Origin of the sequence: Palleronia rufa (assembly GCF_000743715.1) — a bacterium.
GTDB lineage: Bacteria > Pseudomonadota > Alphaproteobacteria > Rhodobacterales > Rhodobacteraceae > Palleronia > Palleronia rufa.
This window is the reverse complement of the sequence record NZ_JQEY01000001.1, coordinates 359040-369538: the sequence shown is the minus strand read 5'-3', so window position 1 is coordinate 369538 and position 10499 is coordinate 359040. Positions and strand designations below refer to the sequence as shown.

Genomic DNA, 10499 nt, shown 5'->3' with positions numbered 1-10499 from the left:
GAAAGATGAAGGGGAGGGGCGGGTGTGGCGTGGCGGGGCGGACGGGACGGGATTTGTGGCCACGGCCGGGGGCCGGTGCGCTCGCGGGTCGCCCGGGCCGGGTCCGGCGCCGGGCGGCCGCGAGCGCGGCGATCTGTGCGCAGGCAGGAGCAGGGTCGGCGGCCCCCCCCCAAGGTCCGTCGCGTCAGCCCGGCGGGAGGGCGATGATCAGGCAGGTGGTCGATCCGGTGGCGTAGAGCGTGCCGGTCTTGGTGCAGCGGATCTCACCCCAGGCGATGCCGGTGGTGCGGCCGCTGTGGGAGACCTCTCCCGCGGCGCGCACCTCCGTGTCGGCGGGCAGGGCGCGGCAGATGTTCACCTTGTACTCCAGCGTCGTGTAGATCGAGCCGCGCGGGACGCGCGTCATCACGGCGCAGGCCATGCAGCTGTCCAGCAGCGTGCCGTACCAGCCGCCGTGGATGCCGCCCATGGGGTTGGCGTGGGCGAAGCGCGGCGTGCCGGTGAAGGTCACGCGCCCGTCCTCGACCGTATCCAGGCGGTAGTTCAGGCCCTGCGCGATGGGCGGTGCGGGCAGATCGCCCGACAGCATGGCGTCCATGAACTCCCGTCCCGACATGCTTCGGATGCGGTCCTCTCCGGGCAGGTCGGCGGCGCTTCTGGCGAAGGTCATGGTGCTGGTCTCCTCTTCGCCGCACCATGTAGCGGAACGGCGAGCCGGGACCAAGGGCCGCGGTCAGGCGACCTTTTCGAGCGCGGGGTCCGGGGCCAGGCCCAGGGCGTGGATCACGTCGCGCGTCAGATGCGGCTTGTTGAGCGTGTAGAAATGCAGCGCGTCCACGCCTTCGTCCAGGAGGTCCGAGCACATCTCTGTGCACAGGGCGGTGGCCAGCAGGTCCGACCGGCCGTCGCGCCGGGCGGCCGCGAAGGCGTCTTCGAGCCAGGCGGGAATGGCGGTGCCGCAAGACCGGGCGAACTTGGCGACACCGGTCCAGTTCTCGATCGGCAGGATGCCCGGCACGATGGGAGAGTCGATCCCGGCGGCGGCGCAGCGGTCGCGGAACCGCAGGAAGGTCTCTGCCTCGAAGAAGAACTGGGTGATCGCCTCCGCGGCGCCGGCGTCGAGCTTGCGCTTGAGGAACGCGACGTCGGCATCGGCGCTGGGCGCCTCCGGGTGGCGGTCCGGATAGGCGCCGGCCCTGAGCGTGAACCGGCCCGTGGCGGCCAGCGCGCCGATCAGCTCCACCGATGAGGCGAAGCCTTCCGGGTGGGGCACGAAGGCGCCACCGCCGGGCATGTCGCCGCGCAGGGCCACGATGTCGGTGATCCCGGCGTCCGCGTAGCTCCGGGCGATCTCCAGCGTCTCCGCCCGGGTCGCGTCCACGCAGGTCAGATGCGCCGCCACCCGCAGGCCGGTGGCGCGGTTGATCGTGGTGACCGCCTCATGGGTCAGTTTGCGGGTGGTGCCGCCCGCGCCGTAGGTGACCGACACGAAATCGGGCGCCGTGGGTGCCAGCGTGTGGATCGTGTCCCAGAGGCGGAACGACGCCTCCAGCGATTTCGGCGGGAAGAACTCATAGCTGATGCGGGTCATGGGGCGTGCTCTGTTCGGTGTTTCGCCGCTTGTCCCATGGATGGCTCTGTGAGACAAACTCATAATCCCGAAGATCATCATGAGCCGGACATGCATATCGAATTCCGCCATCTGCGCACCGTCAAGGCCATCCACGACGAGGGCGGGCTGGCCCGCGCCGCCGACCGGCTGAACATCACCCAGTCGGCGCTGAGCCACCAGGTCAAGAACCTGGAGGACCAGGCCGGGGTCGAGCTGTTCGTGCGCCGCTCCAAGCCGATGAAACTGTCGGCGGCGGGGATGCGCCTGCTTCGGGCGGCCGAGAGGATCCTGCCGGAGGTGGCCGCGCTGGAGGCGGAGTTCGCCGGGCTGGTGGCGGGGCGGTCCGGGCGGCTGCATATCGCCATCGAGTGCCACGCCTGTTTCGAGTGGCTGTTCCCCGTGCTGGAGCAGTTCCGCCGCGCCTGGCCGGACGTGGACGTGGACATACGCCCGGGGCTCGCCTTCGGGGCGCTGCCCGCATTGCAGAAGGAAGAGGTCGATCTGGTGATCTCCTCCGATCCGGAAAACCTGGACGGCGTGCGGTTCGTGCCGCTCTTCGACTACGCGCCGGTCTTCGTCGCGGCCTCTGCCCACCCCCTGGCCGCGAAGTCCCATGTGGAGGCCGCGGATTTCGCAGATCAGACGCTCATCACCTACCCGGTGCCGCGCGAGCGGCTCGATGTCTTTACCGAGCTCCTCACCCCCGCAGGCATCGCGCCGCTTGCCGTCCGGCAGGTGGAACTGACGGCGATGATCCTGATCCTGGTCGCCTCCCAGCGGGGGGTCGCGGTGCTGCCGGACTGGGTGGTGCGCGACGTGCGCCTTCAGTCGGATTACGTGACCCGCCCGCTCACCGCCGGCGGCCTCACCCGCAGGCTCTACGCCGCAATCCGGTCGGACATGGCAGACACCCCGTGGATGGCCCATGTCCTGCGCCTGGCGCGGACCGAGCCGTTGAAGCTCATGCGCGGCTAGGCTCGCGGCCCCGCCCGCCGCCGGAACCCCGCCCCCCTTCATCTTTCCCCAAATATCCCGGGGAGCGCGAGGGGCGGGCCCCTCGCTTCACCGCCGCCGCCGCGCGGGCGGTTGGCATTGGCCGCGCCGCGGGCTATGGCCCGGTCCGGGTCCAGGGAGTGCGACATGCAGGGCAGTGCCAACCTCACCATCATGATCAAGGCCGCGCGGTCCGCCGCGCGCAAGCTGGTGCGCGATTTCCAGGAGGTCGAGAACCTTCAGGCCTCGGTCCGGGGGGCGGAGGACTTCGTGGCCCGCGCCGAGGCCGAGGCCCTGCGGACCGTCCGCGACATCCTTACCTCCGAGCGACCCAACTACGGCTGGACAGGGGCGGGCAGCGACCCTGTCGAGGGCAAGGACCCGACCCGGCGCTGGATCGTCGATCCGCTGCAGGGCGGGCAGAACTTCGCCCACGGGTTGCCGCATTGGTGCATCTCCATCGCGCTGGAGCACAAGGGCGACGTGGTGGCGGGCGTGATCTTCGACGTGCCCAAGGATGACCTTTTCTGGGCCGAGCGGGGCGCCGGGGCGTTCATGAACGACCGGCGGATGCGGGTTTCCGGACGCGCCAGGCTGATCGACTGCGTCTTCGCCACCGGCCTGCCGTCCGGGGCGCGGCCGGACCTGCCGTTGACGCTCAAGGACCTGGCGCGGCTGCTCCCGGCCTCTGCCGGCGTGCGCCGCTGGGGCGTGCCGGCGCTGGATCTGGCCTATGTGGCCGCGGGCCGTTCGGACGGTTATTGGGAGCGTCGGCTGAGCCCCTGGGACGCGGCCGCTGGCATGATCCTGGTACGCGAGGCGGGCGGCTTCGTGGAGCCCCTGGCCGGTGAGGACGTGTTCGGTTCCGCAACGATCGTCGCGGCCAATTCGGAGGTGTTCCAGCCCTTCGCCAAGCTCCTGCGAGAGGACTGACCGCGCGGCCGGCGAGCTCTAGCGAACGGCCGGTATCCAGGTCTTGCGCTGCGAACCCCGGTCGGTTCGCGGCCCATGGTCCGCGACGATCGCGGGCGTCCTGAGGCGATGAATCACGCGGCGTACGACCGGGCCGCATATGTTGCGCTTCGACCGCCCTGCGCAAGAACGGTCTGGAAGCCCGGATCGGCGCGGGACGTGTCTCCGGGGTGCTCTCGGCGTCGATCTTGTCGGGTTGGGGGGCTGCCAATATGTCGAAGCCGACGATGTCGAGACCCCGGTCCCATCGACGTTTCTTGGTGAAAGTGAACGCATGCAGCGTCACCTGCACGAACGGACGCCGATGAACCGGCCCCGACAGGGCCGCTTCGCGGTGTCCCGCCCCGCCCGACAGAAATCCGACCCATTCCGCGGGCGGCTTGGTGTCCCTGATTGCGGGTAGCGCTGCAAAGAATGCGGCATCACGGGGTCATCTGGCGATTTGAACCCGGCCCGAACGCCCTGGTGACAAGCGCGTCGCCGGCGATCTCCCGCCCGTCGATCGGATCGAAGTCAGTGCCCGAGGGTCGATCGCCGAAAACGATCATCGCCGCGGCCGGGCTGTCGCGCACCGCGTTCCAGACGAGGCCATGCGCCCGCATAGTGTCGCGCCAAGCCATTTCCGCCAAGGCGCGGCACGCCCCAGAACCTTCGCCGGGGGCTGGAACAATGCGGCCCGATCCCATCGCGGTACGATCGGTTCCGGCGGGAAGAGCGGCACGAGATCGTGCCCGGCTTCGGGCGCGATGCGGCTGACACCCCGGATGTCCGGATCCTGCCGGGGGACGGGCGTGAATGGCCCCGGGGGTCCGGGGACCACGGTCTCACGGGCGGCACCATCGAAGGTCGTTGCGGCATGGGATGTCGGAATGCGGTCGCCGCCAGCGTTCGAGAGCGGCGCGAAGCGGGTCGCGCTGCCAGGGCATGGATCGAACCGGGCGCCGGGGCAGTCACGACGATGGTTGCGATAAGGACCGGTTCCGGAAGGGATCCGGTGCACCTGCGCCGGATGAACCCCGACCGGACGTTTCAGGGTCACCCGATCGGCATCCGGCCCGCATTCTCCGCGGCCTCGATGGCGTTCCGGTCGCCCGTCCGGAGTGCTTCATGGGGCAACCCTCCGTCGAGATGTTCGTTTGGCGACACCATCCGGAAGGCGCGCTACCAGGCCGACAAGTCAGAAGGCCACGTCCTCAGCACGTGCTGCATCAGCGGCCCGGGCTGGCCGTCCGCGTCGAACCGGACATCCGGATAGACCGTCTTGCCGGAGACGGGCAGGCCCGGGATGCGGTCGGACTTGCGCCATGCGGCGGCGGTCCGGGACTCGTTGGCCCCTTCCTGCCCGGCACGGTCATGCACGGCAGCGGCATCGCGCACCTTGGAGACTCCCAGGAATTCCCGCCCCATCTCGGCGTTCATCACGTCGATCCCGGCCTCGACTGCGTCGAGGCGGTGCAGATCGAGAAACTGTTCCAGCAGACCCTCGATCCGCTCTTCCTGTCGTTCCTTCGGTTTTCGGTTCAGATTACTGGGAACCCAGCCGCGAAAGCGCCTGTGATATTCTGGACATGCCTTCGTTCAGCGGTACGAACACGATCGCTCCCGCCCCCGTCCGGCCGCGAAGGAGGTCACCCATTCCCTCGACCGCAACCCTGCGCCCCCGGCTCTCAGGGACATTCTGAGGATCGAAGGCGAAGAGATCGCCGGACATGATGCACCTCTCTTTCGGGGCTTCGACGTAAATCGACCCCATGGGCCGCGCCACCCGCTACAACTATATTGCAGAAAAAGCATGCATCTTATCCGATGCAAGCCCATCCTGAGCGCCACGTGAGCGGCATCGGTATCGCCGAGGTGCAGACAGCGGGGGGCAAGCCTGACCTGTTCGCCGGCATTGACCGGACGGCCAGGTTCGCGGTCGCCCCACGCGTTGCGACGGCGGACAGAAAGACCGCACGCTTAAGGCCGTGCCCTGTCGGTCTACGCCAGTCTCACCGAAAACGGCATTCAGTTCCATTCGCTTCGACATGATCCCCGAGGCCAACGGCACCGAGCACGGGCCGCCGAAATCCATGGACGAACGGCCAGGTCGCGCGAATGAACCGCACGATCGCGGAGGCCACGGTCGAGCGCCTCCGCTCCGACATCCACGATCGGCTGCGCACGCAGCTCATGGACGTCCCGGCGCCCGACAACTCCGCCCGCCAAGGCACCACCCCGGACGGTCTCACGCCCTGCGGATACATCCGCAACATCCGGACACCAGTGCCGGATCGATTCATCCCGACCCGATCCACCGGATGCCGGGACGAAACATCCAGACACCGTTCTCCGCAGGAAAAAGGACGCCCCCGCCCGACGAACGTTGCCGTTCCGGCAGGTGCTCGGGCAGCCGGTGCTTCAGCCCATCATGTCCCCGGGACTTGTCGTGACACCGGGGATCACCCTTCTTGCCGGACGATCGGCATCCAGCAGGCGTGTCGGGCTCTGGAATTTCCAGCGGGGTTCGATGCGCGCGCGGACCGTGTCTTCCGCGTCGAAGACGGATGCGCCGCCCATGCGCGCGCTGCGGTCGCCTCGACGAGGTGCCTTCCCTTGACCTGATGAACGGCCGGACCCTCACCGGGCCTTGCCCGTCAGCGATAGACGTAGTCGATCCGGTCGAAGGCGCCGGCTTTGAAATCCTGCACGAACGCCTTGTGGTCGGCCTTGAGCCGGTCCGCGGCCTCCACGGTGAACCGCACCAGGTCTTCCAGGAAGAGCTCTCGCGGCTTGCAGGACTTCACGATCGAGGGCTCCACGTCGTAATCCACCTGCCCCAGGTCGTCGGACAGGGCGTGGGCCTGGGCCAGCGCCGCGCCGCAGACGCGGGCATATTCGCGCCAGGTCTTCTTGGACAGCTCATCGAGGTCGATGTCGTCGCGGAACGGCGCGCGCTCGCGGCTCATGAAGCTTTCGCCCTCGATCTCCACCGCGCCGTAGAACACATCGCCCTGGGCCAGCTGCACGGCCTGTCCGTGGGCGATGCGGTCGGCCTTGGTGCCGGCGTTGAAGTCGCTGGGCGGCACCAGCCCCTCCAGCGCGGAGCGCCGGGCGTGCTTGAACTCGATGATGATATCGTCGGTCGCATCCTTGGACGGTCCCTCGATCAGGACGTAGTAGCGCGGCAGGCCCAGAGAGGCGGTGCCCTGGCCGTGACGCTTGCACACATCCTTGACCTTCAGTTCGCCGGCGCGGGCGGGCACGTCCAGCCCCTTGGCCTTCATCAGCTCGTGGACCGCCTTCTGGAACGTCTCGGTGCGCGACGTCAGCGGCTCAAGCTCGTCATCCGCGCGGAAGCCGCGACCGTTCTCCTTGAGGTAGTCGCTCCAGAGCCAGCTCTCGCGCTCCTCCCAGGCCTCCTCGAAGAGCCGCCGGATCACCTTGGGGGAGTTGTCCATGCGGAAGGCGTCGCGCTTTTCGTCGCTCATCTCCGCAAACCCTTCGATGGCGTCGACATAGCCCTCGAAGAAGGCGCGCACGACGCGGCGGCGGTGCTTGCGCTTCATGCCGCCCTCTTCCTTGGCGGCGATCCAGAAGCCAACGGCGCCGCGCTTCATGTCCCAGGTGAACGGCGCATAGATGACCTCATCGAAATCGTTGACCGAAAAGATCGGCGCCCCGTCGCGGTTGGGCATGACGCCGAAATTCTCCGGGTGGACATCGCCCAGGGCCAGCACCGTCGGCATGTCCGCGTCGGTGCCGACCATGTCGCGGTAGAACAACAGCGCCGTGCCGCGAAAGAAGCTGAAGCGCGACTTGGCCAGCTTCTGGAACTTCTCGCGGGTGCCCGAGGCGCGTTCCTCGATGCGGTTCTGGTGATCCTCGCGCAGGGTGGCGCGCACATGGCGGCGGCGCTCGTGGCCCGACAAAAGCGCGGGCGGCACGATCTGCTCTCCCCGAGCGATCCGCTCCGCCAGGTCGCGATAGGCGTCCACGCGCCCTTCGGCCTTGGCGACCGGCGAATCCTTGGTCTTCGATCCGCCGCCGCCGCCGCCGCGGTTCGTCTTCGTCTTGGTCTGGCTCTTGCTCTGGGTCATCTGTGCGCCTCCTGGCGACCGAACGTCCGCGCGCCCCGTCGCGTTCCGGTCACGCCATGCGCGCGACAGGGGCGCGGCGGGGGCAGGCGGCCAGATGATCGTTCACAAGCCCGCAGGCCTGCATCCAGGCATAGGTGATGGTCGGCCCGCAGAACCTGAATCCCCGTGCCGTCAGGGATTTCGAGAGCGCGCGGGACGCGGGCGTCTGGGTCGGGACATCGGCCATGGCGACGGGCGCGTTCTGCAGCGGCGCACCGTCCACGTGGTCCCAGACGAAGGCGCTGAAATCGCCGATCGCCAGATAGGCGCGGGCATTGCCGATCGCGGCCTCGATCTTGCCGCGGTGGCGCACGATCCCCGAATCGCCCAGAAGCCGCGCGACCTCCGGTTCGCCCCAGCCGGCGATCACGGAGGGATCGAACCCACCGAACGCGGCGCGGAAATTGTCGCGCTTTCTAAGGATCGTGATCCAGGACAGCCCCGCCTGGAACCCGTCGAGGATCAGTTTCTCCCACAGCGCGCGCGGGTCGCGTTCCGGCACGCCCCATTCGGTGTCGTGATACGCGACATACAGGGGGTCGTCCCCGCACCAGGGGCAGCGACAAGCGGTTTCGGACATGGGCGGCGCTCCGGAATGAGAACAATTCGTGATTTTACCCCTTCTTAGCCTCGGCGTGACAGAACGATACCGTGAAATCGGGGATAACATGATGAAGGACGGCATGGGATACGGGGCCGACGGGCCGGGAACGGTGCCCGATCCGCTCAGTTACGCGGTGATGGAGCGGGACCGCAACACCATCGCCATGGTGGAACGGGCGATCGACCGGGCAGAGGTGATGCTGGCCTATCAGCCGGTGATGCTGGCCGGCCGTCCCGACCGCCCGGCCTTTTTCGAGGGGCTGATCCGCGTGCTCGACAGCACCGGCCGGGTGATCCCGGCGCGTGACTTCTTTCCGCAGGTCGAAGATCGGGAACTTGGCCGCAGGCTCGACGTGCTGGCGCTGCGCGCGGGGCTTGCCGCGCTGGCCGCGACGCCGACGCTGCGCCTGTCGATCAACATGTCGGCCCGGTCCATCGACTATCCGCCCTGGACGGCAGAGCTGGAACGCGGGCTGGCCGCCCACCCCCTTGTCGCGGAGCGGCTCATCCTGGAGATCACCGAAAGTTCGGCCATCACCATGCCGCGGGTGGTGATCGACTTCATCGCCCGCCTCCAGGACCGCGGCATCTCCTTCGCGCTCGACGATTTCGGGTCCGGCTACACCTCCATGCGGTATCTCAAGGATTTCTGCTTCGACATCCTCAAGATGGACGGTGAGTTCTGCACCGGCGCCGCCGAAAGCGCCGACAACCGCGCGCTGATCCGCGCCGTCGTGTCCATCGCGCAGCATTTCGACATGCTGGTGGTGGCCGAATCGGTCGAGACCAGCAGCGACGCCGCCGCGCTCACCGATCTCGGGGTCGATTGCCTGCAGGGCTACTGGTTCGGCGCGCCCGCCCTGCGGCCCCGCTGGCGCTCCTGCGTGCCGGAGGCGAAGACGGGCTGAACCGGCCCCCGCCGCGCCTGCCGGCGGTGGTCATTCCGAGGGCGCAGGCTATATCTTCCTTCCGAATCATCGGATGCGGCAAGCGGCCGCGCCCGCCAGAGGAGAGGGACCAGAATGACCAATATCGTAATCGCTTCTGCCGCGCGGACCGCGGTGGGAACCTTCGGCGGCGGGCTTGCGGATGTCCCGGCGCATGATCTGGGCAAGGCGGTGCTGGAGGCCATCGTCGAGCGCGCCGGCATCGACAAGGCCGATGTGAGCGAGACGATCCTGGGTCAGGTCCTGACCGCCGGCCAGGGTCAGAACCCGGCCCGCCAGGCGCATATCAACGCCGGATTGCCGATCGAATCGGCCGCCTGGGGCATCAACCAGGTCTGCGGGTCGGGCCTGCGCGCCGTGGCGCTGGGCGCTCAGCACATCATGCTGGGGGACGCCACGATCGTCGCCGCCGGCGGCCAGGAAAACATGTCCATGAGCGGCCATGTCGCCAACCTGCGCAAGGGTCACAAGATGGGCGACCTGAAGTTCGTCGACACGATGATCCGCGACGGTCTCTGGGACGCGTTCAACGGCTACCACATGGGCCAGACCGCTGAGAACGTGGCGGAGCAGTGGCAGATCAGCCGCGAACAGCAGGACGAATTCGCCGCCCGGTCCCAGAACAAGGCGGAAAAGGCGCGCGAGTCCGGGCGCTTCCAGGATGAGATCGTCGCCTACACGGTCAGCACCCGCAAGGGCGATGTGGTCGTCGACAAGGACGAACACATCCGCGAAGGCGCCACGGTCGAGGGGATGGCCAAGCTGCGCCCGGCCTTCACCAAGGACGGTTCTGTCACCGCCGGCAACGCCAGCGGCATCAACGACGGCGCGGCGGCCGTGCTGCTGATGACCGCGGAAGAGGCCGAAAAGCGTGGAATCGAGCCGATGGCGCGGATCGTCAGCTACGCCACGGTCGGGCTCGACCCGTCGATCATGGGCACGGGTCCTATCGGTGCAAGCCGCAAGGCGCTGGAAAAGGCCGGCTGGAAGGCGTCGGACCTGGACCTCGTAGAGGCCAACGAAGCCTTTGCCGCCCAGGCCTGCGCGGTGAACAAGGACATGGGGTGGGACCCGGAAATCGTGAACGTGAACGGCGGCGCCATCGCCATCGGCCACCCGATCGGCGCCTCGGGCTGCCGGATCTTCAATACCCTGCTGTTCGAGATGCAGAAGCGCGACGCCAAGAAGGGTCTGGCGACATTGTGCATCGGCGGCGGCATGGGTGTCGCCATGTGCGTCGAGCGGCCCTGACGG

Annotated in this window: 10 protein-coding genes; 4 read left to right on the top strand and 6 right to left on the bottom strand. The window is 68.2% G+C overall.

The annotated features are described in order from the left end of the window. Positions 1-184: 184 nt before the first annotated feature. On the bottom strand, positions 185-670 hold the full coding sequence (locus KW83_RS01800; protein ID WP_036173598.1) for a PaaI family thioesterase: 486 nt from the start codon (positions 668-670) through the stop codon (positions 185-187). A 63-nt stretch (positions 671-733) separates the two neighbouring features. Next, positions 734-1591: a methylenetetrahydrofolate reductase [NAD(P)H] gene (metF, locus tag KW83_RS01795; RefSeq protein ID WP_036173596.1), complete on the bottom strand. Its 858-nt coding sequence runs from the start codon at positions 1589-1591 to the stop codon at positions 734-736. Between the two features lie 90 nt (positions 1592-1681). Between metF and KW83_RS01790 the strand changes: the two genes are divergently transcribed. Beyond that, positions 1682-2587, top strand: a complete 906-nt coding sequence (locus KW83_RS01790) for a LysR family transcriptional regulator (RefSeq protein WP_036173594.1) — start codon at positions 1682-1684, stop codon at positions 2585-2587. Between the two features lie 165 nt (positions 2588-2752). Next, positions 2753-3538: an inositol monophosphatase family protein gene (locus tag KW83_RS01785; RefSeq protein ID WP_036173590.1), complete on the top strand. Its 786-nt coding sequence runs from the start codon at positions 2753-2755 to the stop codon at positions 3536-3538. 461 nt (positions 3539-3999) lie between these two features. Here the strand turns inward: KW83_RS01785 and KW83_RS01780 are convergent, their stop codons facing one another. The 4 genes from KW83_RS01780 to KW83_RS01760 all read right to left on the bottom strand — a co-directional run bounded on the left by KW83_RS01780 (position 4000) and on the right by KW83_RS01760 (position 8275). Further along, positions 4000-4179 (bottom strand): hypothetical protein, encoded by a 180-nt coding sequence (locus KW83_RS01780; RefSeq protein WP_036173588.1) that lies wholly within the window; start codon positions 4177-4179, stop codon positions 4000-4002. 559 nt (positions 4180-4738) lie between these two features. Then, positions 4739-4996 (bottom strand): hypothetical protein, encoded by a 258-nt coding sequence (locus KW83_RS01775; protein ID WP_036173586.1) that lies wholly within the window; start codon positions 4994-4996, stop codon positions 4739-4741. Positions 4997-6213: 1217 nt separating this feature from the next. After that, complete coding sequence (locus KW83_RS01765; RefSeq protein WP_081904403.1) at positions 6214-7656, bottom strand: DUF2252 domain-containing protein; 1443 nt, start codon at positions 7654-7656, stop codon at positions 6214-6216. Positions 7657-7705: 49 nt separating this feature from the next. Continuing rightward, complete coding sequence (locus KW83_RS01760) at positions 7706-8275, bottom strand: DNA-3-methyladenine glycosylase I (RefSeq protein WP_036173581.1); 570 nt, start codon at positions 8273-8275, stop codon at positions 7706-7708. A gap of 91 nt (positions 8276-8366) precedes the next feature. Between KW83_RS01760 and KW83_RS01755 the strand changes: the two genes are divergently transcribed. Together KW83_RS01755 and KW83_RS01750 are read left to right on the top strand one after the other, a co-directional pair. After that, on the top strand, positions 8367-9206 hold the full coding sequence (locus KW83_RS01755) for an EAL domain-containing protein (protein ID WP_036173579.1): 840 nt from the start codon (positions 8367-8369) through the stop codon (positions 9204-9206). Positions 9207-9320: 114 nt separating this feature from the next. Continuing rightward, entirely contained in the window at positions 9321-10496 is a 1176-nt protein-coding gene (locus KW83_RS01750) for an acetyl-CoA C-acetyltransferase (RefSeq protein ID WP_036173576.1), read from the top strand. The last annotated feature ends 3 nt before the right edge of the window (positions 10497-10499 follow it).

What these genes read in the sequence shown, in the direction of transcription:
- KW83_RS01785 (WP_036173590.1), top strand. Translation starts at nt 2,753, where the DNA reads ATGCAGGGCAGTGCCAACCTCACCATCATGATCAAGGCCGCGCGGTCC.
- KW83_RS01755 (WP_036173579.1), top strand. Translation starts at nt 8,367, where the DNA reads ATGAAGGACGGCATGGGATACGGGGCCGACGGGCCGGGAACGGTGCCC.
- KW83_RS01775 (WP_036173586.1), bottom strand. Translation starts at nt 4,996, where the DNA reads ATGAACGCCGAGATGGGGCGGGAATTCCTGGGAGTCTCCAAGGTGCGC.
- KW83_RS01790 (WP_036173594.1), top strand. Translation starts at nt 1,682, where the DNA reads ATGCATATCGAATTCCGCCATCTGCGCACCGTCAAGGCCATCCACGAC.
- metF (WP_036173596.1), bottom strand. Translation starts at nt 1,591, where the DNA reads ATGACCCGCATCAGCTATGAGTTCTTCCCGCCGAAATCGCTGGAGGCG.
- KW83_RS01780 (WP_036173588.1), bottom strand. Translation starts at nt 4,179, where the DNA reads ATGCGGGCGCATGGCCTCGTCTGGAACGCGGTGCGCGACAGCCCGGCC.
- KW83_RS01800 (WP_036173598.1), bottom strand. Translation starts at nt 670, where the DNA reads ATGACCTTCGCCAGAAGCGCCGCCGACCTGCCCGGAGAGGACCGCATC.
- KW83_RS01765 (WP_081904403.1), bottom strand. Translation starts at nt 7,656, where the DNA reads ATGACCCAGAGCAAGAGCCAGACCAAGACGAAGACGAACCGCGGCGGC.
- KW83_RS01750 (WP_036173576.1), top strand. Translation starts at nt 9,321, where the DNA reads ATGACCAATATCGTAATCGCTTCTGCCGCGCGGACCGCGGTGGGAACC.
- KW83_RS01760 (WP_036173581.1), bottom strand. Translation starts at nt 8,275, where the DNA reads ATGTCCGAAACCGCTTGTCGCTGCCCCTGGTGCGGGGACGACCCCCTG.